Origin of the sequence: Thalassospira mesophila (assembly GCF_002115755.1) — a bacterium.
Lineage (GTDB): Bacteria > Pseudomonadota > Alphaproteobacteria > Rhodospirillales > Thalassospiraceae > Thalassospira > Thalassospira mesophila.
This window is the reverse complement of record NZ_JFKA01000001.1, coordinates 466,646-492,878: the sequence shown is the minus strand read 5'-3', so window position 1 is coordinate 492,878 and position 26,233 is coordinate 466,646. Positions and strand designations below refer to the sequence as shown.

Genomic DNA, 26,233 nt, shown 5'->3' with positions numbered 1-26,233 from the left:
CCACATTGTGAAGCCAAAGTAAGGCCAAGGTGCCGCACGGGCAGGTTTTCCCGGCGGCATTGCCTTACTTTGCCAACAACGCATCTATTTCAGCCGCGGGGGCCGGCTTGGCATAATAAAAACCCTGCAGCAGGTCACAGCCAATTTCGCGCAGAAATTCCATCTGCGCCCGGTTCTCAACCCCTTCTGCCGTAATCGCCAGTCTGGTGGCATGGGCAAGTTCGACAATCGCACGCACCATTGCCTTGTCGTTACTCGACTGGTCAAAACCATGAACAAAGGTTTTATCAATCTTGATCCGGTCCACATCAATCCGGGTCAAGCGGCCCAAAGACGAAAAGCCCGTACCAAAATCATCCAGCGCAACTCGAATTCCCATCATGCGAATTGCTTTTAAGTTTTCCTCGCACGTTCCCGCCGTCAGCATAGCGGTCTCGGTTACTTCGAGTTCAAGCCGTTCCGGTGCCAGCCCGGTTGCGGCCAAAACTGCGGCAAGCTTTTGCACATAATCCATATCCTGCAATTCCAGGATCGAGACATTAACGGCCATGGTCTGGTCGGGCCAGCGCATGGCGGCCTCGCACGCCTGGCGCAAAACAAATTGACCAAGATCGCCAATAATACCGGCTTCCTCGGCAATCGGGATGAAAAATTCCGGCGAAATTGGCCCGCGGGCCGGGTGATGCCAGCGCAAAAGCGCCTCAAACCCGTTCAGCGTTTCCGTGCGTGCGCAATAAATCGGTTGATAATAAACCTCTATCTGGTCGTTGGCACCCAAGGCCTCGCGCAGGTCGGTTTCCAGACGATGCCGGTTGCGCAACAAGGCATCCATTTCGTCCTCGAAACCGGCAAAGTCATTTCTGCCATTGGCCTTGGCATGATAAAGTGCCACATCGGCCTTGCGGATCAGTTCGTTACGGTCCCGCCCGTGTTCCGGGGCAAAGGCATAGCCCACACTTAGGCCGACAAAAATCTGTTGGCCATCAATATTGAACGGCACCCGGACCAGTTCAATAAGTCTGCGGCAAAAACGTTCGACATCGTCGCGCTGGCGCATCCCGGTCAGCATCAGGGTAAACTCGTCACCGCCCACCCGGGCAACCGCATCGCAATCTCGCGACAGAGACGTCAAACGGTTACAAAATTCGCAAATCAGCTTATCGCCCAGCGGATGACCAAACGAATCATTGATCTGTTTAAACCCGTTCAGATCCAGAAACAGCAATGCCAACCCGGCCTGCGACGGACCCAGATTTGCCAGTTCATGATCGACCCGCAAGTTAAAATTCGAGCGGTTGGGCAACCCGGTCAGGGCATCATGCATTGCCATATGGTGCATTTTGGCTTCTGTGGCGTCCTGGCTGGCGCGACGGCGATACGCCAGGGTCATAAATGCACACACCATCACAATCAGGGCCGCAACCAGCACCACCAGCATCGGCGAAATATACCCCATTACCGTCGCACCGGGACAATAGGGCTGCCAGATAAAATACCCGACGATGGTATGACCGGTCGATTTCAGCGGATAGGCGCGTTCTGTGCCGACATTATTTTTAGTGCTGGAATAACGCAAATTATCAAACAGGTAATTCCGTTCCAGTTCCGCAAGATAACTGGTGCCATCCAGATAATGAACAACAACATGCAAAAACTCGTTTCCGGGTACTTGGGTGATTTCGCCGCTATGACTGACGATCGGCTTGACGCTGACAATGGCCGGATGGCCATCCACCATTGTTCGAATTGTTTCGCCAGGTGTCTTCAAGCGCGGATCGCGAGAGCCCTCGCCCGCCCGCAACCGGGCACGCAGCTTGTTAACAACCGGATAAAGGATTTCGCCAAATGCCGGGTCAATATGGGCCTGCAACCCTGTTTTTTCACGATAGGCCAGCACCGGCACATCGCGGGGATCGAGAACATAAAGGGCGTTAAAGCCATAATATTCGTGCATCCAGGCACCAAGATTATCATTGAGCCATTTGGTGTCCCATCGCATGGCCGCCTGCAGCGAATTATCCCAGACAGTGCCCCCTTCTTGCTGATGAGCAATCACAAACAGGCTTTCGGCCTGCGATTGCTCCATCAGATAAAGCTGGCGCGCTGTTGCCACCCGGTCTGTTTCACTTGTCGCCCAGTAAACCAGAAAAAAACCGGCACTCCCGATCAGCATCACCAGAAGCATCGCCGGAAGAGTCCGCATGATAAAAAAATGGCGGCTCGAAATGGGAAAAATCCTTAATCACCGGGCGGACTGCCCTTTGGCTTAACCAAGATCCAATCGTTGTTCGTGCGCCGGAAACTAGCATAAAAATCTGACCATAAATATATGGCCAGATCGTATTTATTCATTTTTATGAATTTAACAGCCGCCCCTCACGGGCAGAAGAACGCGGGCAGTTTCCCCTGATCAGCTCTGTTCCGTCAAGTCACTGTTTAAATAAGGATCTTCAGGTTGATGAAAGGAACTTTCGTTCCACCTTGCGCCCCGGGATATGTTGGCCCGATGGTATTTGTTGTTGTTTTTAAAAACATCCGCCCGGCCATTTGGGCAAAATAAAAGGCCGCCCCGAAGGACGGCCTTTGACTGCTTTCATTATGGAGCGGGCGAAGAGATTCGAACTCTCGACCCCAACCTTGGCAAGGTTGTGCTCTACCACTGAGCTACGCCCGCATCATAATGAAAGCGGTATTTCCCAAAAGACCTGATGGAGCGGGCGAAGAGATTCGAACTCTCGACCCCAACCTTGGCAAGGTTGTGCTCTACCACTGAGCTACGCCCGCATTCATCAGTCTGTTGTGTTCCCCTTGGGGAGCGGCGCGGATAATAGCCCAAGAACGAGTGATTGCAACACCTTTTTTGATGAAAATGTCACATCGTGAAAAATGGCGGATTTCCAACGGTTTTTATTGGTTTTTTGCGTCAGTTCATCTGACTGGCGCAGTTTTTGTGTTATTATCGCGATCAATATTTTCCATCACCCCAACCATAACGGAAATAACATGGACGATCCCTCCACCAAGTTATTTGGTTATTTTGAAAAACTGGGAATCGATATCAGCACGCTGGAGCATGTCCCGCTTTTCACTGTCGAAGAATCACAGGCCCTGCGCGGCGATTTACCGGGCATGCACAGCAAAAACCTTTTCCTCAAGGATAAAAAAGGGGCGCTGTGGCTTGTCGTGGCCCAGGAAGATCGCCCGATACAGCTAAACCATTTGCACAAACACCTCGGTTGCCAGCGACTGTCGTTTGGCAAACCCGATCTGTTGCACCAAACGCTGGGTGTCATTCCCGGCTCGGTCACCCCTTTTGCCCTGATCAACGACCATGACCGGGTGGTGCATGTCGCTTTTGACAGTGCCTTTTTCCAAAGCGGCGATACCGTTTTAAATTTTCATCCGCTGCGCAACGACAGGACAACGTCAATTTCGCCGAATGATCTTTTGAAATTTGTCACATCGCTGGGATATACACCTGTCATGCTCGATTTCGACGGCGATCTGGCAAAAAACGACTGAAAACAGTTGCTTTCGCGCCCAAACACCCCAGATTTCAGGGGTTGCACGCTCCGGCTTAATACATTGCAAGATTGTAATCTAAATCACCCCCCTTGTCCTTCCGAATAAGGGGCATCATTTACAAAGACGACTAACAGCGAGTAATCCAGCCATGTCTATTATTCTTGATCCAAATGCCCCCACCGCACCGGCTGGTTCCGGGGCCGATTCCGGCCTGATCAAGGATTCCGGCATCGAAACTTTCGTACAGGATGTGATCGAACCCTCGATGGAAGGCCCGGTGGTTGTTGATTTCTGGGCGCCATGGTGCGGTCCGTGCAAAACCCTGACCCCGATCATCGAAAAAGTCACCCGTGAAGCCGGTGGCCGCGTCAAGCTGGTTAAAATCGATATTGACCAGAACCAGGAACTGGCCGCGCAATTGCGCATTCAGTCAGTACCAACCGTATATGCCTTCAAGGATGGTCGCCCGATAGACGGTTTTCAGGGTGCGCAGCCCGAAAGCGAAGTCCGCGCCTTTTTTGAACGCATTGCAGGCGGGCCGATTGAAAGCCCGATTGAAATGCTGCTTGAAAAGGCACATGCCGCGCTGGCCGAAGGTGACCCGATAACTGCCCATGGCCTGTATGGCAATGTGCTGGAACGCGAACCCGACAATGACACAGCCCTGGGCGGTGTTTTGCGCTGCATGGTGGCAATGGGCGAAATTGAAAATGCGCGCGGCTTTGTTGACGACATGGGGGATCGTACCCGTTTGAAAACACCGGTTGCCGCGGCCATTAGTGCGCTTGAACTGGCCGAAGCAGGCCTTCACAACGCCGATCTCGATGTTGCGCGCGCCAATGCCGAAGCCAACCCGACCAATATCCAGACCAAATTTGATCTGGGCATCGCCCTGTTTGCGGCCAACAAACGCGAAGAAGCCGTGCAGACCATGATTGATATCATTCGCACCGATCGCGAATGGAACGACGATGGCGCACGGACCCAGTTGATCAAGTTTTTCGAGGCATGGGGCCCGATGGACCCGGCGAGTGTTGCCGGTCGACGCGCCCTTTCAACGGTATTGTTTGTATGAATATTTGCGGCCCATTTGATCCTGATTTTTCTGAACTTCCGGCAACGCTTCCGGTATTTCCGCTCAGCGGCGCGCTGTTGCTGCCGCGCGGGCATTTGCCGTTAAACATCTTCGAACCGCGTTATCTGAACATGATCATGGATGCTCTGGGCCGCGACCGCATGATTGGAATGGTGCAACCGCGCCATTCCGCCATGCCCCCATCCCGGCCAGCCAGACCATTGCAAAATCAGAACAAAAACCGGCCGAACGACCTGTTTGGCACCGGCTGTATCGGTCGCATTTCTGCGTTTAATGAAACAGATGATGGCCGGTTTCTGATTACGCTGACCGGGGTATGCCGGTTTGACATTGCCAACGAACGCCCCTTGGCCGAAGGCGGATACCGCATGGTCAATTGCGATTACACCCGCTGGCGCGGCGATCTGGATTACAGCATGCAGGCTGCTGAACAACTGCTTGATCGCCCACGGTTACATCAGGCCCTTGATGCCTATTTCGCCCATCATTCCTTGCAGTCATGCTGGGATACAATCAGCGATACCGACGATGAAATGCTGGTCTCGGCCATTGCCATGGGGTGCCAGCTGGACCCGCTGGAAAAACAGGCTTTGCTGGAATGCACAAGTCTGTATGATCGCGGTGACATGTTGACAACATTGCTGGAAATGGCCTGTCATCCCCAAAATAACAGGGTTGCCAGCAACTAGCCACATGACCGGCGCACAGCCCGTACTTTACGGACCATGCGGACAATAAACGCACCACATTAAGCATCAAGCACAGACAAGGCAAACACATCATGACGACCGCCAGCCACAGCCCGGTTGACCCCAAACTTCTTGAAATTCTTGTGTGCCCTGTGACCAAGGACACCCTGGAATATGATCGCGAAAACCGCGAACTGATCAGCCGCAAAGCTGGCCTCGCCTATCCGATCCGCGATGGCATTCCGATTATGCTGCCTGATGAAGCCCGCGTCATCGAAGACTGAAAAGGCTCCCCTTTCACATGTCTGATAATGCCTTCACTCCCAGCCATATTCCGATTGAAATAAACTATCTGAAGCAAGATCGTGTTCTGGAAGTTATCTGGGATGACGACCTTCAGACACGTCTGAGCGCGGAATTATTACGGGTTGAAAGCCCCTCTGCCGAAGTTCAAGGGCACCATCCGTCAGAAAAGCGGATAATTTCTGGTCGCAAACATGTCGGCATTATAAATATCGAGCCCGTGGGCCATTACGCCGTAAAAATCACATTTGATGATTTGCATGATAGCGGCATTTATAGCTGGCATTATCTGCGCGAGCTGCACAATACCCAGACAAAGCTGTGGCAGCAATACGAACAGGCCTTGAAGGATCGCGGCCTGTCACGCGAGCCCGCTGCTGCGCGACCCGCTCATAAATAAGGGCACGCCACCTTTGGCGTCGCCATCCCTCGCCCCGACCATCCCCGTCTGAACATCCTTACCCGCCCGACGCGCAAAGAACGGGCCTGTCGGCCCCTGTTATCCCATCGCCTTGTACCAGACAGGGCAAGTTGCAGATGGCCCGGATCGCCGCTTAAAGCCGTGATGTTGTGCCAGCACCCCGTTACCGGCAACCCGCTCTGCACGCAGCACATACCCATTCTGTCCCGGCACTTTAACAAAACCCCGGGTCAGCTATGGGTTCTGCACGCAAAAAAGGCCGTTGCAGCAATCTGCAACGACCCGTTTGCTCTTTGTCCCCGAAAGAACAAATTAGAAGCGGTAGCCAATACCAACACCGAACAGCCACGGATCAAGATCCGCATCAGCTTTGTAGGTGGTGCCGCCAACATTGGTGGTTACATCGGTGTTGAGGAAGATTTTCTTCACATCAACGTTCAGCGACCACGGGCCGGAAATGGCGTAGTCAAAACCCGCCTGGAAGGCCAGACCGAAACCATTGTCATACTTAATGGATTCTGCGGCACCTGATTTGGCATCATAGAAAATCGTGTAGTTAACACCAGCGCCAAGATACGGGCTGAAACGCTGTTTGGACAGGAAGTGATACTGAGCGGTCAAGGTCGGCGGCAGCAAACGGACAGAACCCAGATCGACATTGGTCGACGAGTTCACATCCCAGTCAACGCTGTGCTTGGACGTACCGGCAATCAATTCCAACGCAATGTTATCTGTGATGAAATAAGAAAAATCGAGTTCCGGAATAACGTCGTTATCGACATTGCCTTCACCCGCAAGGGTGTTACTTTTGATGTCTTCGTCAGGAACGACACCGACAATACGACCACGGATCAGGATATCGCCTGCTGACTTCCCCTTGAAGCCCATATCATCGGCAGAAGCCGGGGTGATCGAAGCAGCAGCAGCCGCAACAAGAATAGCAGCTGCACCGGCAGCTTTAAGAGTATTGATCAGTCGCATAATACGGACTCCCCTTCGTCAAAGAATTGATCGAGGCGGAGAATCCTTCATATGACAGACGATTAGCTTGACCCAAATCAAGAAAACAACATGAAATCATGTGTCTTTTAGAACGGTTTTGATCTGCAACACTGTAATTGGCCTTTAACGGCGCCTTACGTCCCGATACGGGAACTATGAACACCCAAAACATCCGGAAATTTTATTAATGATCCGAAAACCGGTTCATTTTCACAATGAAATGGGCCGACTCGCACTGACTGACAGTCACCAGCTGACATTTTTAAACAACACAGCTCACTCCCGCGCCATTAACCGATAACAGCCCCGCGACGACAAATGACGGGCAGAAAGCACAAGCCCGCCTTCCGCACGCCAGTTTATCAGGTGCCCTCTCAAGTTTATCAGGTGCCCTCTACCGACAAACCAAGGAGGGGCAGGAGGCGCCGTTTATCCGCCATGTTTGCGCGCAAAGACGCCTCAGCGAGAAGGAGAGGATTAAACAGGTTTTCCCTGCATCAACAATGGCAACGTCCCGGCATACCCCATAGCATGGGACATAAAGGTACGTTTTAATGGTGGTATTTTTTGCACCACCGCCAGTCCGGCATCGCGGGCTAGGCGGACCGGCGCGATATCGTTGGAAAACAACCGGTTGGTCACATCGGTGACCGCCAACATCACGGTATTATCAAAACGACGCCATTGTTCATATTCAGCCAGCACATCTTGCGTGCCGATATCCCGGCCCAGTCGACGGGCATTGATCAAAATTTCGGCGAGTGCGGCCACATCGCGAATGCCCATATTAAGGCCCTGCCCGGCAATGGGATGCATGCCATGCGCCGCATCACCAATCAGCGCCAGCCGCGCGTCGCAATAGTTATAAGCGTGCTGCAGGCCCAACGGATAACAAAACCGCGGCCCGATCACTTCAAGGTCGCCCAGATAACCGTCAAAGCGCTGATGCAATTCATCAAGAAACACTTCTTCGCTTTGCCCGACCAGATAATTGGCAAGGGCCGTGCTTTCGGTCCAGACAATTGAGGAACGGTTTTCGGTCATTGGCAAAATGGCAAACGGCCCGGCGGGCAAGAAATGCTCCACCGCAACACCATTATGCGGCCGATCATGCTTTACCGTACACACAATCGCACTTTGATCATATTGCCACTGATAGGTTTTAATCCCCGCCCATTTTCGCAACAACGAATTGCGGCCTTCGGCCCCAATCGCCAAAGGCGCACTGACAATTGTGCCGTCCTCAAGCGTTAGAACCATATTCGCACTGTCACGGGTAATTTCAGCAACCGATGCCGGGGCTATTAATGTAACGAGGTCATTTTCGTTCATCGCCCGATACAGGGCCTGGCGCGTCACCCGGTTTTCAACAATATAACCCAGTGCCTCACTGCCCACATCGCGATGGTCATAATGCAGGTAAAGCGGGCTTTTGCCATCGGCAATGCGAATATCGGAAATGGGCTGGGCATCGGCCTGCATATATTGCCAGACACCGGTAACATCAAGAACCGCGCGCGAGGCCGCCGCAATGGCGCATGTGCGGCCATCATGATTGGCACCCAGCAATGTTTGCGGGTTTTCGCGGTCAATCACCACACTGCGCAAACCGCCATGGGCCAGGGCCATTGCCATGCTGGCCCCTGCTAGGCCACCGCCCAGAATAATCACATCAAAATGAAGAACGTCGTTCGTCGTCATCTTTATTGACCCTGCCTTGCCCGTCATTGCCCGGTTATTACGCCACATCTGCCCGCATGCCCGGGACACATCATTATTTACGCACCATTTACGCATTTTATGCGCAAACCATGCTCCTCCGCCTGCCTTTGCAGGCCTACATACGGCCAATATGGCCAAAATCAATGGCAACATAGGCCGTCAAAACAGCTTTCGCCAGCCTTATCGCTTTCTCTGCTTACGGGATGATATCGCCTTAAGATCGTGTGATCGTTAAAAAAAGCCACATTCGCGTTGCTGCCCATATTTGATGCAGTTTTAATCACACTGGTGTTTTGCTGCACAAAATATACGCGCCTGCATTGAGGGGCTGCCACCGTTCACACCCGGTCGAATTCATTATAAAATAAATAAAATCAATAACTTGATTGATGAATTTTGAATCTGGCACGATTCTTGGTTTAGATGCTGTGACTGCGAAATCGTGATTGCCACACTGGTGGTCAACGGATGTGCCGGGAGGTCGCATATTATGAAATTGGTTACTGCTGTTATCAAACCGTTCAAACTCGATGAAGTCCGCGAAGCGTTAAGTGCGCTTGGCGTTCAGGGGCTGACGGTCACCGAAGTCAAAGGTTTTGGCCGTCAAAAGGGTCAGACCGAAATTTATCGTGGCGCCGAATACATGGTCAGCTTTCTGCCGAAGGTAAAGCTGGAAGTCGCGATCACGGATAATCTGGTCGATCAGGTTGTCGAAGCCATCACGAAAACGGCTCAGACCGGTAAAATCGGGGACGGTAAGATTTTCGTTCTCGACGTAAGCCATGCGGTTCGTATCCGCACCGGCGAAACCGGCGACGACGCCCTGTAAGCCCGGAGACAAGGGGAGACATTATGAAAATCTCGATGAAGACTACCGGCCTTGCCGGGCTAATTGGGGCAGCCACTCTGGCGATGATCGAACCGGCTTCTGCACAGGATGCAGCCGCCGCTTCCGGGGTTTCGGCAGAAACCGGTTACATTTTCAACACCTTCAGCTTCCTGATCCACGGCGCGCTCGTGATGTGGATGGCTGCCGGTTTTGCCATGCTTGAAGCAGGCCTGGTCCGTTCCAAAAACGTTGCCACCATCCTGCTTAAAAACGTCGCCCTGTTTGCGGCGGCTGGCATCATGTATTACCTCATCGGCTACAATCTTATGTATGCCGGCGTTGATGGCGGCTGGATCGGCAGCTTTGGCATCTGGGGCGCAGATGACGCCGCAGCCCTTGCTGGTGATTACTCTGCCGGTTATGCGTCCACCTCTGACTGGTTCTTCCAGATGGTGTTCGTTGCAACCGCGGCTTCTGTTGTGTCTGGCACCGTTGCCGAGCGCATCAAACTGTGGCCCTTCATGATCTTCACCGTGGTTCTGACCTCGGTTATCTATCCGATCACGGGTTCCTGGCAGTGGGGCGGCGGCTGGTTGTCCGAATTGGGCTTCTATGACTTCGCCGGTTCCACCCTGGTTCACTCTGTTGGCGGCTGGGCAGCTTTGACCGGTGCCATCATCCTTGGTGCCCGTAAAGGCAAGTTCGGTGCAGACGGTTCGGTTCACCCGATGCCGGGCTCCAACCTGACCCTTGCCACCATTGGTACCATGATCCTGTGGCTTGGCTGGTTTGGCTTTAATGGCGGCTCGCAGCTTGCCATGAGCACGGCCAGCGACGTTATTGCCATTGCCAACATCTATGCCAACACCTCGATGGCAGCTGCTGGTGGCGTAATCGCCGCAATGATCCTGACGCAGATCCTGTATAAAAAAGTCGACCTGACCATGGCCCTTAACGGTGCTTTGGCTGGCCTGGTGTCGATTACTGCCGGTCCGGATACCCCGACCATTGGTGCAGCAATCATCATCGGCGCCATCGGCGGCATCCTGGTTGTCATCGCAGTTCCGCTGGTTGACAAATGCAAAATCGACGACGTGGTCGGTGCTGTGTCTGTTCACCTTGTTTGCGGCATCTGGGGCACCCTGGCTGTTCCGATCACCAATGCCGACGTTACCTTCGGTGCCCAGTTGACCGGCGTTGTCTCCATCGGCGCTTTCACCCTGGTTACCTCGGCCATCGTCTGGTTGATCATTAAATACACCGTCGGCCTCCGCCTGTCGGAAGAAGACGAAGCATTGGGTACCGATGCTGCCGAACTGGGCCTCGAAGCCTATCCGGAATTTGGTAAAGGTTCGCAGCGCTTCTAAGGTGTCCTGCACAACAACTTCCTGACGGATGCCAACGCATTTCCCTGTCAGACCGATTGACCCGCCCTTGTGGCGGGTCTTTCTTTTTGTGCTGCCTTTTTAAGCAGCGTTCTGGTCACTTGCCAGGCATTCACATCGCCAGGCACAATTTGACCCCGGGCTGGAACCTTTGCACACCCTCACCACAAGCATCTGTTTTTGAACGTTCTTTTCCCCTTCGCCCTGGTGTTGGCACAGATATTGATCTGGGCCGCCCACCAAGAGGAAACGTTATAAACAAAAACAGAGGTCGTCTCATGGAGGCTTTTCAAACTGCCTCGGACGTATTTTTTGTGCTGATGGGGGCCATTATGGTCCTTGCCATGCACGCCGGGTTTGCCTTTCTGGAAGTCGGAACCGTTCGAAAAAAAAACCAGGTTAATGCGCTGGTCAAAATTCTCGTCGATTTCGCTGTATCGACCATTGCCTATTTTTTCATCGGTTATGCCGTGGCCTATGGTGTAACTTTTTTCAGCAATGCCAATGTGTTACGCGGGGCCGAACTGGTAAATGGCCAACATGCCTTTGCCAGCAGTGGCTTTGACCTGGTTAAATTCTTCTTTTTGCTAACCTTTGCTGCCGCCATCCCCGCCATTATTTCGGGCGGCATTGCCGAACGGGCCAAATTTTGGCCACAGCTGATCGCCACCGCCGTTCTGGTCGGTGTGTTTTACCCGTTGTTTGAAGGCATTGTCTGGAATGGAAATTTTGGCATTCAGGATGCCATTACCCACATTTTCGGCGCACCCTTCCACGATTTTGCCGGGTCAATTGTCGTTCATGCCGTTGGCGGCTGGATCGCGCTGGGTGCGGTCGTTCATTTAGGTGTGCGCAAAGGGCGCTATACCAAAACCGGCGGGCTGGTGGGTATTCCGCCGTCCAACATTCCGTTTCTGGCGTTAGGGTCGTGGGTGTTATGCGTTGGCTGGTTTGGCTTTAACGTCATGTCCGCACAATCGGTTAGCGGCATTACCGGGCTGGTCGCGGTTAATTCCCTGATGGCGATGGTTGGCGGTATTTTGACCGCCCTGATCGCCGGGCGTAACGACCCCGGTTTTGTTCATAACGGGGCGCTGGCCGGGCTGGTTGCGGTGTGCGCCGGATCCGATGTCATGCATCCGATCGGCGCGCTCATCACCGGCGGGCTGGCGGGTTTTCTGTTTGTCTGGGCGTTTGAAAAGTGCCAGGTAAAATGGAAAATTGATGATGTTTTAGGCGTTTGGCCCCTGCATGGCATGTGCGGGCTTATGGGTGGCATTGCCTGTGGCGTTTTTGGCCTGTCGGCACTGGGCGGTGTTGGCGGTGTTTCGTTTGGCGCACAGCTTGTCGGATCGGTCGGCGGGGCGGCCTATGCGGCAATTGCCGGATTCGTGGTTTACGGCGTTTTGAAAAACACAATCGGCATCCGCCTTGATTCCGAAGCGGAATATTACGGGGCGGATCTGTCGATCCATAAAATCACCGCCTATCCCGAGGATGACGTAAAGGCAAGCTAGACCAAAGCTGTGACATTTCCAAAAGCCCGGAAACCGCACGTTTCCGGGCTTTTTACGTTTGCAGACCCTGCCCTTTAAATCTTTCTTTGTACTTTTCCATTAGGGGTAAACTATGTGTGCGCTCTGATCGCGGGACGGCCTGTTTGCAAAGGATGCTACAAATTGGGCTATCCGGGCTGATCAAGCATACACAGGCAAGCTGATCCACCGGTTTGCCCATTGGGGTCTTTTATAAACGGAACGTCACACACCATGTTCAACCAGCGCCTGGACACCCTGCCCGATTATCCTTTCCCACGGCTTGCCGCCCTGCTGGACGGAATTACGCCGGGCAAAGACCCGCTGGTGATGTCGATTGGCGAACCCCAGCACGAACCGCCAGCCATGATCACCGAAGCCATGATTGCCAATGCCCATTTGTGGCACAAATACCCGCCCGGACAAGGCACACCGGAACTGCGCGCCGCCATCAAGGGCTGGCTGGATCGCCGCTATGACCTGCCCGAAGATATGATCCACCGCGACGACCACATCATTCCGGTGGCCGGTACGCGCGAAGCCCTGTATCTGATCGCCACCTGCGTTATTCCGCAAGACCAGCCCGGCCCCAAACCCAAGGTCCTGTTGCCCAACCCGTTTTATCAGGTCTATTGCGGGGCCGCCGTGCTTAATGATGCCGAAATGGTACCGCTAGCCGCCACGCCGGAAACCGGCTTTTTGCCCGACCTTGATCAAATCGATGACGAAACGTTGGCGGCGTGCCGCCTGTTTTTCTTGTGTTCGCCCGCCAACCCGCAAGGGGCCGTTGCCTCGCGCGGGTATCTTGAACGCATCATCGGCCTGGCGCGCAAACACAATTTTGTTTTGGCGATGGACGAATGTTACGCCGACATTTACGACCGCGATGCCCCAACCGGCGCACTTGAAATTTGTGCTGCCCAAAATAGCAATATGGACAATGTGCTGGTATTTCACAGCCTGTCCAAACGCTCCAGCGCGCCGGGGTTACGCTCCGGCTTTGTCGCGGGCGATGCCAAAATTATTAAGCAGTTCAACCGCCTGCGCAGTTATTGTTCGGCCACCATTCCCATGCCGATCATGGCGGCATCAACCGCCCTTTGGAATGATGATGCCCATGCCGAGGCCAACCGCGACCTGTATCGCGCCAAAATTGATATCGCGGCCGAAATTTTCGGCAATCGCTTTGGCTTTCATCGCCCTGCTGGCGGGTTCTTTTTGTGGCTTGATGTTGGTGACGACGAAGCCGCCACCAAAAAAATCTGGGCGCAAGAAGGGGTTAAAGTCATTCCGGGACGTTATCTTTCGATCAACGGCCCAAAGGGCGACAATCCCGGTGCGCGTTTTATTCGCATTGCTTTGGTGCATGATCTTGCCACAACCCGCGACGGGCTAAGCCGGATCAACGCCGCCCTATCACGCTAACCCGGTCTCGTTTCAGACAGTACGTAACAGGACTAACAACGGAAATCGGCATGAGCAGCAGTCAGACAAACCTTCTAGAACGCGGCACGGCCTTTTTGCCCAGTGCGCTGGTCAGCTTCCTGAAACGCGGGGGCATCCAGCTGTGTGGGCTGGCGCTGACGGCAGCGGGGATTGCCCTGTTTATCATGCTGATCGGGTTTCACCCCGGTGATCCGTCGTTTAACCATGCCAGCGACCACGCCTATATCTATAACCCGCTGGGCATTTTTGGCGCCTATGTCGCCGATATGATGTTACGCACGCTGGGCTTGGGCGCGGCCCTGTTAACCGCGCTGATTGTCGGCTGGGGCCTGCGCCTGATTGCAATGCGCCCGTTTAGCTGGATGTGGCTGCGGTTTTTATTATTGCCGCTGGCCTTGTTGTTAATGGCCATGGCGGCATCGGCCGTGCCGCGCGGCATGACATGGCCGCTAACCGTGGGCTATGGCGGCTTTGCCGGTGATTTGCTGTTAGGTCGTCTGGGCATGTTGTTAACTCTGGCCGGTATTCCTGCCGGGCCGGTGATTATCGGCCTGTTCAGCATGATTATCGGCATGGGCCTGACCCTGTTTTGCATGGCCTATCAATTATCCGAATGGCGCGCTGTTGGCCATGTGCTGTCGCGCATTGGCGGCACAGTTATTTACGGTGTAGGCCGCGCCATTCCCGGTAATAGTGCCGACGAAGTGGCCGAAGTTGCACCGGGCGAACGCAAGGGCGACCGCAATGCCCGCCCGCGCCAGGAACCGTCGATGGAACGCTCGGAAAAACGGGTGGCGGCAGCCGTTGAACGCAACACCCTGTCGGCCAGCGATGATGCCGATAATTATGATGATATCGACAATGAACCCCCGGTTCATATTGTCGCCCCGCCCGCGGCCAAGGTTCAACCCAGCACCAAGGCATCGGCACAGCGTCAGTCATCGTTTGACCTTGGCCCCGGCGAATACAGCTTTCCGCCGCTTGGTTTGCTTCATGAACCGACCGACGAGGATTACGCCCAGATCGACCAAGGCGCACTGGCGCAAAACGCCCGCTTGCTGGAAACCGTGTTGCAGGATTTCGGGGTTAAGGGCGAAATCGTTCAGGTTCGCCCTGGCCCGGTGGTGACTTTGTATGAACTCGAACCGGCTGCCGGGGTTAAATCATCGCGCGTCATCGGCCTTGCCGACGATATTGCCCGCTCCATGAGTGCGATTGCCGCCCGTGTTGCCGTGGTGCCGGGCCGCAATGTGATCGGGATCGAGCTGCCAAATTCGACACGCGAAACCGTGCATTTGCACGAAATTCTGGCATCCAACGATTTTGAAAAAAACACCGGCAAACTGAACCTGAGCCTGGGCAAGGATATTGGCGGATCCCCGGTGATTGCCGATTTGTCGAAAATGCCGCATTTGCTGATCGCCGGGACCACCGGTTCGGGTAAATCGGTGGGCGTGAATGCCATGATCCTGAGCCTGCTATACAAGCACACGCCCGAAGAATGCCGGTTCATCATGATCGACCCGAAAATGCTGGAACTGTCGATTTACGATGGCATTCCGCATTTGTTGACCCCGGTGGTGACCGACCCGCACAAAGCCGTGGTGTCGCTTAAATGGGCGGTACGCGAAATGGAAGACCGGTATCGCGCCATGAGCCAGGTCGGCGTGCGTAACATTGCCGGGTATAACAAACGCATCAAGGAAGCTGCTGGCAAGGGCGAAGAACTGACCCGCCGGGTACAAACCGGCTTTGACCCCGAAACCGGCAAGCCGATTTTTGAAGATCAGCAACTCCCCATGGAACCGCTGCCCTTTATTGTCGTGATTGTCGATGAAATGGCCGATCTGATGCTGGTGGCGGGCAAGGATGTGGAAGCATCAATCCAGCGTCTGGCACAGATGGCCCGTGCCGCAGGTATCCATTTGATCATGGCAACCCAGCGCCCGTCGGTTGACGTGATTACCGGTACCATCAAGGCCAACTTCCCAACCCGTATTTCCTATTCTGTGACCTCGAAAATCGATTCTCGCACCATTCTGGGTGAAATGGGGGCCGAACAGCTGCTGGGGCAAGGTGACATGCTCTATATGAGTCAGGGCGGCCGGGTCCAGCGTGTTCATGGCCCGTTTGTGTCGGACGAAGAAGTTGAAAGCATCGTCAAACACCTGCGCGACCAGGGCGACCCATCTTATCTTGATGATGTCACCGAGGAACCCGAAGAAGACCCGGTGGCGGCCTATATGGCAGGCGGGGGCGGCAATGCCGGGCCGGGCGGCGGCAACAGTGCCGATGACGACCTTTACAATCAGGCCGTGGGCATTGTGCTGCGCGAAAAAAAGGCATCGACCAGCTTTGTTCAGCGCAAGCTTTCCATCGGCTATAACCGGGCCGCACGGATTATTGAACAAATGGAAGAAAACGGGCTGGTGTCAGCGGCCAACCATGTCGGCAAGCGCGAAGTGCTGATCGGCAATATGGATGGTACCCCGTTTGAGGATTAACCCCCTGAAAACCGAGAAAATGCTGCGTTGCGAAAGGGTTGCCTTACCGGCAGCCCTTTTTTGCATTTGCTGTGCTACCAATACGCGACCGATGCAAAAATGCGATAAAGTGATCGCGACAAAGCAATATACAGCCTTTACCCACCCCCCATATCGTGCCCGACCGTACGACTGGGAGGAAACAAAATGATAGAATTAATGATTGCGATTGTGGTCAGCGTGGTTGCTGCCACCTTAATCGTCAAAAAATACCAGCCACACACCGTCTTGCTGCTGGCCGGTTTAACGCTGTTTGCCGTTACCGCCATTTTTTACCCGACACATGATATTGTTTTCAAAAAAGACGACCCTACCGGGTGGGCCGGGTTCGATATTTTTGAACATATCCATGCCATCATGTCCTATCGCCTGGCGGGCCTTGGCCTGATCATTATGGCCGCTGGCGGCTTTGCCAAATATATGGACCATATTGGCGCAACACAGGCGATGGTTAACATCACAACCCGCCCGCTCGCCCGTATTGGCGCGCCTTATGTTGTGCTGGCTTTGGGTTATGCCGTTGGGCAAATCCTGAACATCTTTATTCCCAGTGCCGCGGGCCTTGCCATGCTGTTGCTGGTCACCCTGTATCCGACACTGGTGAAACTGGGTGTTAGCCGTGCGGCCGCTGCTGCCATGATCGGCACCACATCGGTTCTCGACCTTGGCCCGGCATCGGGTACCGCCAACCTTGCGGCCCATACCGCCAATATTGATGTGGCCATTTTCTTTGCCCAATATCAAATTCCGGTTGCCGCCTGCATTATTCCGGTAATCTGCATCCTGACCTATTTCAGTGCGAAATATTTTGACCGCCGCGATAATCACGAAGTTGTCGTGCCCCATCACGGCGAGGTCATGGCGGGCATGGACCCCACCGGTGATGATGCCCCGAGCGCCCCAGGTTTTTATGCCCTGCTGCCAATCCTGCCCTTAACCCTGATCCTGATTTTCAGCAAATTGCTAATCCATCAGATTGAACTGGGTGTGGTCACGGCCATGATTATAGGCGCGCTGATCGGCCTGTTCTGCGAGATGTTTCGCAATCGTCACAAAATGGCCGATGTGTTTACGGGTTTCATGGTGTTTTTCCGGGGCATGGGCAACATGTTCTCGACCATCATTTCCCTGATCATTTGCGCCGAATTTTTTGCTGCTGGTCTTAAGGCCATTGGCGCGATCGATTTCATGATCGCCAGCGCGCAAAATGCCGGTTTTGGTATTCTGGGCATGATGCTGGTTGCCTGTGCGCTGGTCGCCATTACCGCCATCATGACCGGGTCGGGCAATGCGGCGTTCTTCTCGTTTGCCAGCCTGGCCCCAAACATCACCGCTGGCACAGCCACCGGTGCTGTCAGCCTGTTGTTGCCGCTTCAGTTTACGGCCGGTATCGCCCGGTCGCTGTCGCCGGTATCGGGTGTCATCATTGCGGTGGCCGAGGTCGCCGAATGTTCACCCATCGATATTGTCAAACGAACGGCCATACCGCTCATTGGCGGGCTGGTCATGCTGTTTGCCTATAACCTGTTGTTTGTGGTGGGTTAACCCCCTGCAACAATAAACCGTACTGCCAATGCGCCCCCCTGCCCCAACACGTGAGACGATGATAATGAACACGCGCAAACTGCCTGTCTCGACCGACGATTTGTTTACATCAAACGCCACCTGGCAAAGCTGGCTGGATGTCGAGGGCGCATTGGCAATCGCCCAGGCCGAATTGGGCATGATCCCCCAATCGGCCTGTGACGAAATCATCAAACATACCGATCTGGCCCAATTTGACGTGGATGCCTTAAAAGACGACATCGCCGAAAGCATGTCGCCGATTATGTCGACCGTGCGTGCCCTTGCGGCAAAATGTGCGGGCGATGCCGGGGGATATGTGCATTGGGGGGCCACCACCCAAAATATCATCATTGCCGGTAAAACCCTGCAATTGCGCAAATCACACCGTTTTGTGCTGGCCCGCATGGCAAATACGCTGGCAAAAATGGCCGATATGGCCGACCAGACCGCCGACTGGCTAACCGTGGCCCGCACCAATCGCCGCCAGGCGCTGCCCATTACTTTTGGCTATAAAATGGCGGGCTGGATTGACGAATTTCAACGCTGCGCCGACCGGCTGATCGGCACCGAACCACGCACCTTCATGCTTATTTTTGGCGGGGCCGCCGGGGCCATGCACAGCTATGGCGATATGGGCCAAAAACTGGCCGATACGATGGCGAAACATTTGGGTTTAACCGCCTCCACCGTGCATTCGCGCGCCACCAATGATGGCTTTGCCGAATATGTTGCCATGCTGGGCATGTTTGCAGTTGCCTGCGAACGCATGGGCACCGAACTTTATACCCTGATGTCAAACGAAGTAGACGAAATCAGCGAGATTCAGGCGGCCAATGTGGTCGGCAGTTCGACCATGCCGCACAAGTTTAATCCCAAATATGTGGTTAGCCTGCTTACTGCAGCCACCAGACTGCGCAATCTGGTGGGGCCGACAATGGAAGCCTGCCGCCCCAGCCACGAAGGCGATGCGGCCTATAATTTCCGCCTCTACGAGCTGATTGATGAAGCAGGCACACTGTCTTACAAGGTGGCCAGCCAGCTTGAAACATTGCTCGATCATCTGAAAATCAATCAGGACCGCATGTATGAAAACCTGATGCGCGATCCTGCCCCGCTGGTGTCAGAAAAAATCATGATGCACCTGGCCAATACAATTGGCCGCCAAACCGCCCATGATCTGGTGCATCACGCCATTGTCGATAGCCGCGACACCGGCATTTCCTTTGCCGAGGCGCTTTACAAACACGATAATGTCCGCACCTGCTATGCCAGCCGCGACGCCCTCGATACAGCCCTTGATCCACGCCATTACACCGGGCGCAGCGCCGCCATTGCCCGCGATACCGCGGCGAGCGCACGCACGCACGTTACCCATATCGGCCAGCATATTGCGCAGGCGAAACCCGGCCAGTCCTGATCACGCCTGGTATTCCCGGTTTTGTTGGCGCACAACATAACGGCCCGGTCTGAAACAGGACCGGGCCGTTTTTATGCACGGTGCCGCCAAAACGGCGTGAAAATGACGGACATTTGCCCGATGGCAGGCATATAGGCCGGTTAATCTGGCATTAACAGCCGCACATTGGCCCCATATGCCGCATCATCGGCGCAACGGCGCGCAATTTGCTGGCGTAACAGGGCCACAAACCGCATCGCGACAGGGTTTTGCCCGGCAGGCGGAAAAACGCAGGCATACGGCAACCAAAATTCAGGCCCAACCGGGCGCAAGGTGGTTTTGGACGGATCAATAAAAACACTGCTGATCCCGTCCATCAGGCCAAGGCCATAACCGCTTTCAACAAATTTGGGCACCAGCAAACTCGATCCGATTTCAAGGCTGATGCGCGGCACCTTGCCAATCGCTTCAAACAGGTGGTCCAGCCTTTGCCGCCAAATCTGGTTGGATCGCAAGGATACAAAAGGTTGATCGACCAAGGCCTCGACCGGCACGCATTCAAGGGCAGCCAACGGATGATCCACGGGCAGCAACACCTGGGTTCGGGCCTCCAGAACCGGTTCAATCGCCAGTTCAACCACCGATGTCTTGATCGGCAATGACAGCAGACCCAGATTATAACGCCGCGACCCGACCTGATTTTCCACATCAGATCGCGTGCCGATATCAATTTTGCATTTTAAATTGGCATGTTCAGCATTTAACAAATCAATCACCGGCGGCAGCAACGATGCCCCGATTGGCCCGACAGTGATAATGCGCAGGGTATCCACCGCCTTTTCGCGAATTTCACGCGCAATGGCAGGAATTTCCTCGACCCCGTTTAAAATATGTTCGGCTTCGTGGAAAAAACGCTCGCCTTCGCGGGTTAAGACCAGCCGCTGGTTGGTGCGTTCAAACAGGGTCAGTTTTAATTCGCTTTCCAGCCCGGCCAGCATTCGGCTGGCGGCAGACTGGCTTAAATTTGCGGCCAGTGCCGCACCTGAAAGGGTGCCGTGTAAAACCGTCAGCCGAAACAGCCTCAGCGCTTTAAGATTCATATCTGCCCCAATTTCGTCGACGCTCCCGCCAGATTTAATCCCATATCCCGCCCACCAGCTTTGCTCGCTACCCTGAGTATGGCTTTATAACATCGAAACAACACCCGGAATGCAACTTCGAGTAAAATAAAGAATTTTCAAATATTCAAAAATACTAAAACACCCACACCAAAGGTGTTTCTCATGGGCAATCGCCCCAATCCAAGGTTAACAAAACATCGTGTTACGTTATTTTTTTGTTGCGGGTCATTGTTATTTACTGACCACCACAATAATTCATGCTTCTCTGAAAAGATGAACCTAAAATGCTGGAAAGAAAAAAGAATACAGAAAAATAGCAACCGTTAAGCACGTCAGTAACAAGGCATCAACTTAAAAGTGAATGACAAAAAACGGTCATACTTCTTTCCACAGTACAGCATGCTGCAACAACAAGAATACTCGGGGTTATAAATCATGAACCTATCCGACTGTACAATATCGGTAAAGTTGCGACTTTTATTGGGGGTCGTGGCGATTGCACTACTGTCCTTGACGGCTTACGATCTTTTCACTTTGCGGGGAAGTCTGGTTGACGGACGCAAGCAAAGTGTCAAAAGCGTTGTTGAACTGACAAAATCGACCATCGACCATTATGGCAAACTGGCGCAAGACGGCACTCTGAGCGTGGAAGACGCCCGGAAACAGGCCCTGGCCACAGTTCAAACCCTGCGTTTTGATACCGACAATTATGTATTTGTTCTTGATCGTGCGGCCAAAATTCTTATGCACCCGGTCAAACCTGCCCTGAACGGCAAGGATGGCGCAAACATTACCGATGTGAACGGGGTAAAGGTTTTCGCCGATCTGGTCAAAATCGCGGCCACCACCGATGGCGGGTATCTTACCTATGTCTGGCCCAAACCCGACCAGAAATCCTCGGCGAAAAAAATATCATACGGGACCATGTACAAACCCTGGGGATGGGTTATTGGCTCGGGAACCTATATCGATGATCTTGACGCCGCTTTTTGGCAACGCGCGATCAGCGATATTGTCGTGGCACTGATTATTATCGCCATCGTCGGTTTGATCGGGGCCGCCATCAGCCGCAGCACAGCAAGGCCGCTTCGCGATATTACCCGCGCCATTAACGGCCTGGCGCAGGGCGATAACACCGTCGAAGTTGACATCCCCGATGCACAAGACCGCCGCGATGAAATTGGCGAACTGGCCCGTGCGCTTGAAGTTTTCCGATCAAATCGGAAACGCAACGAAGCCGCCCGCGCGGATCATGAACATCGCCAGCAAATCGAAATTGAACGGGCCAAGCGGATTGAACAATTGATCACGCAGTTCGAGGGGACCGTCACCAGCAACCTTAACGGGGTTAACGATGCGGTGCACCATTTGCACGGCACAGCCGATGAAATGACCCGCCAGTCATCGCATACCACCGATCAGGCCACCGCCGTTGCCGCGGCCACCGATCAGGCGGCACGCAATGTTGATACGGTCGCAGCGGCCGCCGAACAGCTTGCCGCCTCGATTGATGAAATCACCCAGCAGGTTAACCGCAGTTCGGATATTGCCAGCACCGGCTCGCAAGAAGCGGACGACGCCACCAGTATTTTTGCCGCCCTTGGCTCGGCCTCAGAAAAAATTGGAGAAGTTGTGCAGTTGATTCAGTCAATTGCCGAACAAACCAACCTGTTGGCCCTGAACGCCACCATCGAGGCCGCCCGGGCGGGCGAAGCGGGCAAAGGGTTTGCCGTGGTCGCCGCCGAGGTTAAAAACCTTGCCAACCAGACCACCCGTGCCACCGAGGATATCGCCGCCCAGATTAATGATATTCAGGGATCGACCCAGAATGCCCTGGGCGCGATCACCCATTTGTCGCGGCGGATGAAAGAACTGAACGAAGTTGCCGCCGGTATCGCCGCCGCCGTTGCCGAACAGGACGCCGCCACAGGCGAAATTGCCCGCAATGTCGGCGAAGCCGCCCAAGGCACCAAGGAAGTTTCGGTCAATGTGGCCGGTTTGCGCCGGTCTGCTGAAAGCGAACGTGAAACCTCCAACGATGTTTTAAAATCGGCTCAGGGTCTTGATCAGAAATCACGGACATTGCTGTCGCAATTTCAGACCTTTCTGGCCGATATTCGCAACGCATAACCACGTTTCAGGCATTTGACACCTGCTAAAAGACACATCACGACAAAGGCAGGGTTCACAAACCCTGCCTTTGTCGTTTCCCCGCAATAACGCCCAGCAAACTGGCATCTGCAGTGTCTCTGTGTCGTGGTCCTGAATGTTGCGACTCGTCGGCAATGGGCCGGCGCATTCGTTGCATAATTCCCGTTATGCCAAAAAAATCCCGCCTGTTTCCAGCCCCGAACACCCCGTCACCACCACGCCGCGCAACCCAGAGGTTAAAAGTAAAAAAATACTTCTGTTCTGGAATGACTTCAGGGTCCGGCTGAACCTCGTACCTCATCATAATACCATATTTTTCTTATATAAAAAATACGCCACAACCCGTTCCCAAATCGCATTATTTTCAACTTTGGCAATTGCCACCTGGTATCAGATCAATTTTCAACCCGACCAAAAGGGGTATGCTTTTTGCAATTCAAAGGTGAATAGCGGTTGATTTTCTGCTTTTCCCGTTAATTGACGTTAATCGGTTTTTGATCTGGTTCGCCATCAAGCATTCAGGGTTTTAAATATGACTCTTTCCAATTTTTCAATTGCGGCAAAACTCCGTCTTCTCATGGTGCTTGTCGCCATTGCACTTTGCATCCCGACGATTTTTGATCTGTTTACCCTTCGTTCAACCCTGCTTGATGATCGCAAGGAAAACATTCGCCAGGTTGTTGATATGGCAGAAACCAGCATTTCGCGCCTGGCCGACATGGCAAAATCCGGCGATATCAGCGAACAGGACGCCCAAAAACAGGCGCTGGAAACCGTTTCAAAGCTGCGATATGACGGCGACAATTATGTTTTTGTGCTTGATGCCAAAGGCAGCATCATCATGCATCCGGTGTCCCCGTCGCTTAATGGCAAAAGTGCCGCCCAGCTCAAAGACGTCAACGGCACGCCTTTCCTCAGCAACCTGATCACAGCTGCCAAAAACCCTGATGGCGGCTTTGTTGATTATGTCTGGGCCAAACCCGATAAAAGCGGCACTGCACCAAAACTGTCCTATGCGCGCAGCTTTGCCCCGTGGGGCTGGGTTTTAACCACCGGCATTTACATCGATGATGTCGACGGCATTTTCTGGCAGCGCGCCACCGCCGACATTGCCTTTGCCGTAATTTTGCTGGTTATTCTGTGCGTGATCGGGCTGTCGATTGGCCGTTCGATTACCAGGCCGCTGGGCGAAATTACCAATGCGCTAACCGCCCTGATCGCTGGCGATACCGATGCCGAAATTCACCATACCGAACGCGAAGACGAAATTGGTGCCCTGTCGCGCGCGTTTGAGGTTTTCCGCGCTAACCGCAAGGAAACCGACCGCCTTCAAATCGAACAGGCTCGTGTTCAGCAAGAACATATCGACCGTGCAGAGCGGATCGAAAACCTGATTCACAGCTTTGAAGACGAGGTTGAAGGCAACCTGACGGTGGTGAATGCAGCCGTTACCCAGTTGCGCGGCACCGCGGGCGATATGAGCAACCAGTCCTCGCACACCACCGAACAGGCCACCGCCGTTGCCGCCGCCACCGAACAGGCTGCCAATAATGTCGATACGGTTGCCTCCGCCGCCGAGGAACTGGCCGCCGCGATTGATGAAATCACCTTGCAGGTCAGCCGCAGTTCACAAATTGCCCAGTCGGGTTCTGAAGAAGCCGACGAAGCCAGCGGATTGTTTAGCGCCCTTGGCACGGCGTCAGACAAAATTGGACAGGTGGTCGAGCTTATCAAGTCTGTTGCCGAACAAACCAACCTTTTAGCCCTGAACGCCACCATCGAGGCCGCGCGTGCAGGCGATGCCGGCAAAGGTTTTGCCGTGGTCGCGGCCGAGGTTAAAAACCTTGCCAACCAAACCACCCGCGCCACCGAAGAAATTGCCGGGCAAATTGGCGATATTCAGGGATCGACCCAAAATGCCCTGGGCGCGATCCAGCATCTGGCCGCCCGCATGAAGGAACTAAACGAAGTCGCCGCCGGTATTGCGGCAGCTGTTCAGGAACAGGATGCCGCCACCGGCGAAATCGCCCGCAACGTGGCCGAGGCTGCCACCGGCACCAAGGAAGTTTCGCGCAATGTCGATGGCTTGCGCGCATCTGCCGAAGATGAACGCCAGGCATCGGGCGAGGTGTTACACGCCGCCCGCGATCTTAGCGATAAATCCCATGCGCTTCTGGCGCAAATTCACGACTTCCTGCGCGATATCCGGGCGGCGTAATTCCCCGCCCCAAAACCAATAAAACGGGCTGGCTGAACACCATCAGCCAGCCCGTTTTTTCAGCGACAGTATGCTATGCGCGCGATGTATAGAGACACCGGAGCCAAGGGTCAGATCGCCGCACCACAAGCGACAAACAATGCCGCCGAACGCGCACGGGCCAGTTTGGCATCAGCCAGGTCCGAATCCGGTCGGCCATCATTGTTAAAGCCATGGCCGGAATTTTCATAAATATAGACCGGCACTTCGGGATGGGCTTTTTTGATCGTGGCTGCAACATCATCCGCCGGAATATGCGCATCCTTGCGGCCAAAATTGCAAATGACCGGGCATTTCAACGCCTGATCTGCAATCCCGGCGACTCCGCCGCCATAATAACTGACTGCCGCTGACAAATCGGCAATTTGCACAGCAGCCCGCCAGGCAACAGTCCCGCCATAACAATAGCCAATTAAAAATACCGGGCCGTTCTGCTTAAGCGCGTCCACGCAGGCCTGCACGTCGGCCACCGGGTTTTCAATGCCATTATCACCGGCATATTTACGCCCGGTTTCAAAACCGCTGGCATCATGGTCTGCCACAAAACCGCGCTCCTGACGGTCAAACATCGATGGCACCAACACTTCATAGCCTTCGGCGACCCAACGTTTGGCATCCTCGATCATATATTGATCCAGACCAAAAATTTCCTGTATCAGCACCAGCCCGCCTTTGCGCGGCCCGGTGGGTACCCCGTGCCAGGCATCAAATTCAAATCCGTCTATTGCGGATGTCAGTTTTGTCATTTCAGGCATTTTTCTCTCCTGCTATCGGGCAAAAGAAAAGGCGGGGCCTTGTGGCGCCCGCCTTTTTCGATATTCAAGCCCACACATGGCCGATTAAAGCGACTGATTGATCCAGTCAACCAAAGCACTTTTCGGCATGGCACCCACTTTGATCGCAGACACTTCACCACCCTTGAAAATCATCAGGGTCGGAATGCCGCGAACGCCGTATTTGGCCGGGGTATTAGGGTTTTCGTCGATATTGACCTTGGCAATAGTCAGTTTCGTGCCAAGTTCACCGGCGATTTCGTCAAGGTATGGGGCAATCTGCTTGCACGGACCGCACCATTCCGCCCAGAAATCGACGAGGACCGGCGCGTCTGCGCCAATAACGTCAGAGTCAAATGACGTATCGGATACTTTAATCGTTGTCATTCTGTCAGATCCTAGTTGTTGCGAGGTCAAACGCCCAAGCGGGCGACCTCGATCCGCTTATGGATGCAAAGGTAGGCAGGCCGAGG

At 54.0% G+C, this 26,233-nt stretch carries 21 protein-coding genes and 2 tRNA genes; 15 read left to right on the top strand and 8 right to left on the bottom strand.

Annotated elements, in window-relative coordinates:
• Positions 1–64 precede the first annotated feature (64 nt).
• From TMES_RS02275 to TMES_RS02265, 3 genes are all read right to left on the bottom strand, one after another.
• On the bottom strand, positions 65–2,185 hold the full coding sequence (locus TMES_RS02275; RefSeq protein WP_158091173.1) for a bifunctional diguanylate cyclase/phosphodiesterase: 2,121 nt from the start codon (positions 2,183–2,185) through the stop codon (positions 65–67).
• A 414-nt stretch (positions 2,186–2,599) separates the two neighbouring features.
• A tRNA-Gly gene (locus TMES_RS02270) sits at positions 2,600–2,674 on the bottom strand.
• Positions 2,675–2,709: 35 nt separating this feature from the next.
• Positions 2,710–2,784, bottom strand: a tRNA-Gly gene (locus tag TMES_RS02265).
• Between the two features lie 219 nt (positions 2,785–3,003).
• On the opposite strand from TMES_RS02265, the gene TMES_RS02260 reads away from it, so the two are divergent.
• The 5 genes from TMES_RS02260 to TMES_RS02240 all read left to right on the top strand — a co-directional run bounded on the left by TMES_RS02260 (position 3,004) and on the right by TMES_RS02240 (position 6,013).
• Positions 3,004–3,522: a prolyl-tRNA synthetase associated domain-containing protein gene (locus tag TMES_RS02260; RefSeq protein WP_085579804.1), complete on the top strand. Its 519-nt coding sequence runs from the start codon at positions 3,004–3,006 to the stop codon at positions 3,520–3,522.
• 151 nt (positions 3,523–3,673) lie between these two features.
• Positions 3,674–4,600: a thioredoxin gene (gene trxA / locus TMES_RS02255; RefSeq protein ID WP_085579013.1), complete on the top strand. Its 927-nt coding sequence runs from the start codon at positions 3,674–3,676 to the stop codon at positions 4,598–4,600.
• Positions 4,597–5,310 (top strand): LON peptidase substrate-binding domain-containing protein, encoded by a 714-nt coding sequence (locus TMES_RS02250; RefSeq protein ID WP_085579012.1) that lies wholly within the window; start codon positions 4,597–4,599, stop codon positions 5,308–5,310. Before trxA (TMES_RS02255) ends, TMES_RS02250 begins: the two co-directional genes overlap by 4 nt.
• Positions 5,311–5,402: 92 nt before the next feature.
• The gene (locus TMES_RS02245; RefSeq protein ID WP_085579010.1) at positions 5,403–5,594 is read left to right on the top strand and encodes a Trm112 family protein; all 192 of its coding nucleotides are present in this window, start codon (positions 5,403–5,405) and stop codon (positions 5,592–5,594) included.
• 17 nt (positions 5,595–5,611) lie between these two features.
• On the top strand, positions 5,612–6,013 hold the full coding sequence (locus TMES_RS02240) for a gamma-butyrobetaine hydroxylase family protein (protein ID WP_085579008.1): 402 nt from the start codon (positions 5,612–5,614) through the stop codon (positions 6,011–6,013).
• Between the two features lie 333 nt (positions 6,014–6,346).
• Here the strand turns inward: TMES_RS02240 and TMES_RS02235 are convergent, their stop codons facing one another.
• A complete protein-coding gene (locus tag TMES_RS02235) occupies positions 6,347–7,015 on the bottom strand; it encodes an OmpW/AlkL family protein (RefSeq protein ID WP_085579006.1) in 669 nt (222 codons plus the stop codon).
• A 498-nt stretch (positions 7,016–7,513) separates the two neighbouring features.
• Positions 7,514–8,737 (bottom strand): UbiH/UbiF/VisC/COQ6 family ubiquinone biosynthesis hydroxylase, encoded by a 1,224-nt coding sequence (locus TMES_RS02230; RefSeq protein ID WP_085579004.1) that lies wholly within the window; start codon positions 8,735–8,737, stop codon positions 7,514–7,516.
• A gap of 511 nt (positions 8,738–9,248) precedes the next feature.
• Here TMES_RS02230 and TMES_RS02225 point away from each other — a divergent pair.
• The 7 genes from TMES_RS02225 to TMES_RS02195 all read left to right on the top strand — a co-directional run bounded on the left by TMES_RS02225 (position 9,249) and on the right by TMES_RS02195 (position 19,479).
• Positions 9,249–9,587, top strand: coding sequence for a P-II family nitrogen regulator (locus TMES_RS02225; protein ID WP_073955310.1), 339 nt, complete (start codon positions 9,249–9,251; stop codon positions 9,585–9,587).
• Between the two features lie 23 nt (positions 9,588–9,610).
• Positions 9,611–10,954: an ammonium transporter gene (gene amt, locus TMES_RS02220; RefSeq protein WP_085579002.1), complete on the top strand. Its 1,344-nt coding sequence runs from the start codon at positions 9,611–9,613 to the stop codon at positions 10,952–10,954.
• Between the two features lie 296 nt (positions 10,955–11,250).
• A complete protein-coding gene (locus TMES_RS02215) occupies positions 11,251–12,489 on the top strand; it encodes an ammonium transporter (RefSeq protein ID WP_085579000.1) in 1,239 nt (412 codons plus the stop codon).
• A 252-nt stretch (positions 12,490–12,741) separates the two neighbouring features.
• A complete protein-coding gene (locus TMES_RS02210) occupies positions 12,742–13,932 on the top strand; it encodes an aminotransferase class I/II-fold pyridoxal phosphate-dependent enzyme (protein ID WP_085578998.1) in 1,191 nt (396 codons plus the stop codon).
• A gap of 50 nt (positions 13,933–13,982) precedes the next feature.
• Positions 13,983–16,457, top strand: coding sequence for a DNA translocase FtsK (locus TMES_RS02205; protein WP_085578996.1), 2,475 nt, complete (start codon positions 13,983–13,985; stop codon positions 16,455–16,457).
• Positions 16,458–16,643: 186 nt separating this feature from the next.
• On the top strand, positions 16,644–18,041 hold the full coding sequence (gene dcuC, locus TMES_RS02200) for a C4-dicarboxylate transporter DcuC (RefSeq protein ID WP_085578994.1): 1,398 nt from the start codon (positions 16,644–16,646) through the stop codon (positions 18,039–18,041).
• A 64-nt stretch (positions 18,042–18,105) separates the two neighbouring features.
• Positions 18,106–19,479, top strand: a complete 1,374-nt coding sequence (locus tag TMES_RS02195; protein ID WP_158091172.1) for a lyase family protein — start codon at positions 18,106–18,108, stop codon at positions 19,477–19,479.
• A 140-nt stretch (positions 19,480–19,619) separates the two neighbouring features.
• Here TMES_RS02195 and TMES_RS02190 read toward each other — a convergent pair whose 3' ends face one another.
• On the bottom strand, positions 19,620–20,558 hold the full coding sequence (locus TMES_RS02190; RefSeq protein ID WP_085578990.1) for a LysR family transcriptional regulator: 939 nt from the start codon (positions 20,556–20,558) through the stop codon (positions 19,620–19,622).
• Between the two features lie 510 nt (positions 20,559–21,068).
• Here TMES_RS02190 and TMES_RS02185 point away from each other — a divergent pair.
• The 3 genes from TMES_RS02185 (at position 21,069) to TMES_RS02175 (ending at position 24,948) form a co-directional block, all read left to right on the top strand.
• Positions 21,069–22,709, top strand: a complete 1,641-nt coding sequence (locus tag TMES_RS02185) for a methyl-accepting chemotaxis protein (protein WP_245835171.1) — start codon at positions 21,069–21,071, stop codon at positions 22,707–22,709.
• Positions 22,710–22,845: 136 nt separating this feature from the next.
• The gene (locus tag TMES_RS02180) at positions 22,846–23,187 is read left to right on the top strand and encodes a hypothetical protein (protein WP_085578986.1); all 342 of its coding nucleotides are present in this window, start codon (positions 22,846–22,848) and stop codon (positions 23,185–23,187) included.
• A 75-nt stretch (positions 23,188–23,262) separates the two neighbouring features.
• Positions 23,263–24,948 (top strand): methyl-accepting chemotaxis protein, encoded by a 1,686-nt coding sequence (locus TMES_RS02175; RefSeq protein ID WP_085578984.1) that lies wholly within the window; start codon positions 23,263–23,265, stop codon positions 24,946–24,948.
• A gap of 110 nt (positions 24,949–25,058) precedes the next feature.
• On the opposite strand, the gene TMES_RS02170 is transcribed toward TMES_RS02175, so the two are convergent.
• Both TMES_RS02170 and trxA (TMES_RS02165) read right to left on the bottom strand, forming a co-directional pair.
• The gene (locus TMES_RS02170; RefSeq protein ID WP_085578982.1) at positions 25,059–25,742 is read right to left on the bottom strand and encodes a dienelactone hydrolase family protein; all 684 of its coding nucleotides are present in this window, start codon (positions 25,740–25,742) and stop codon (positions 25,059–25,061) included.
• A gap of 84 nt (positions 25,743–25,826) precedes the next feature.
• A complete protein-coding gene (trxA, locus tag TMES_RS02165) occupies positions 25,827–26,147 on the bottom strand; it encodes a thioredoxin TrxA (protein ID WP_085578980.1) in 321 nt (106 codons plus the stop codon).
• Between the last annotated feature and the right edge of the window lie 86 nt (positions 26,148–26,233).

What these genes read in the sequence shown, in the direction of transcription:
- TMES_RS02195 (WP_158091172.1), top strand. Translation starts at nt 18,106, where the DNA reads ATGAACACGCGCAAACTGCCTGTCTCGACCGACGATTTGTTTACATCA.
- TMES_RS02240 (WP_085579008.1), top strand. Translation starts at nt 5,612, where the DNA reads ATGTCTGATAATGCCTTCACTCCCAGCCATATTCCGATTGAAATAAAC.
- TMES_RS02235 (WP_085579006.1), bottom strand. Translation starts at nt 7,015, where the DNA reads ATGCGACTGATCAATACTCTTAAAGCTGCCGGTGCAGCTGCTATTCTT.
- TMES_RS02175 (WP_085578984.1), top strand. Translation starts at nt 23,263, where the DNA reads ATGACTCTTTCCAATTTTTCAATTGCGGCAAAACTCCGTCTTCTCATG.
- trxA (WP_085579013.1), top strand. Translation starts at nt 3,674, where the DNA reads ATGTCTATTATTCTTGATCCAAATGCCCCCACCGCACCGGCTGGTTCC.
- TMES_RS02225 (WP_073955310.1), top strand. Translation starts at nt 9,249, where the DNA reads ATGAAATTGGTTACTGCTGTTATCAAACCGTTCAAACTCGATGAAGTC.
- TMES_RS02215 (WP_085579000.1), top strand. Translation starts at nt 11,251, where the DNA reads ATGGAGGCTTTTCAAACTGCCTCGGACGTATTTTTTGTGCTGATGGGG.
- dcuC (WP_085578994.1), top strand. Translation starts at nt 16,644, where the DNA reads ATGATAGAATTAATGATTGCGATTGTGGTCAGCGTGGTTGCTGCCACC.
- amt (WP_085579002.1), top strand. Translation starts at nt 9,611, where the DNA reads ATGAAAATCTCGATGAAGACTACCGGCCTTGCCGGGCTAATTGGGGCA.
- TMES_RS02250 (WP_085579012.1), top strand. Translation starts at nt 4,597, where the DNA reads ATGAATATTTGCGGCCCATTTGATCCTGATTTTTCTGAACTTCCGGCA.
- TMES_RS02275 (WP_158091173.1), bottom strand. Translation starts at nt 2,185, where the DNA reads ATGCTTCTGGTGATGCTGATCGGGAGTGCCGGTTTTTTTCTGGTTTAC.
- TMES_RS02210 (WP_085578998.1), top strand. Translation starts at nt 12,742, where the DNA reads ATGTTCAACCAGCGCCTGGACACCCTGCCCGATTATCCTTTCCCACGG.
- TMES_RS02205 (WP_085578996.1), top strand. Translation starts at nt 13,983, where the DNA reads ATGAGCAGCAGTCAGACAAACCTTCTAGAACGCGGCACGGCCTTTTTG.
- TMES_RS02260 (WP_085579804.1), top strand. Translation starts at nt 3,004, where the DNA reads ATGGACGATCCCTCCACCAAGTTATTTGGTTATTTTGAAAAACTGGGA.
- TMES_RS02230 (WP_085579004.1), bottom strand. Translation starts at nt 8,737, where the DNA reads ATGACGACGAACGACGTTCTTCATTTTGATGTGATTATTCTGGGCGGT.
- TMES_RS02170 (WP_085578982.1), bottom strand. Translation starts at nt 25,742, where the DNA reads ATGCCTGAAATGACAAAACTGACATCCGCAATAGACGGATTTGAATTT.
- TMES_RS02190 (WP_085578990.1), bottom strand. Translation starts at nt 20,558, where the DNA reads ATGAATCTTAAAGCGCTGAGGCTGTTTCGGCTGACGGTTTTACACGGC.
- TMES_RS02180 (WP_085578986.1), top strand. Translation starts at nt 22,846, where the DNA reads ATGTTGCGACTCGTCGGCAATGGGCCGGCGCATTCGTTGCATAATTCC.
- TMES_RS02245 (WP_085579010.1), top strand. Translation starts at nt 5,403, where the DNA reads ATGACGACCGCCAGCCACAGCCCGGTTGACCCCAAACTTCTTGAAATT.
- trxA (WP_085578980.1), bottom strand. Translation starts at nt 26,147, where the DNA reads ATGACAACGATTAAAGTATCCGATACGTCATTTGACTCTGACGTTATT.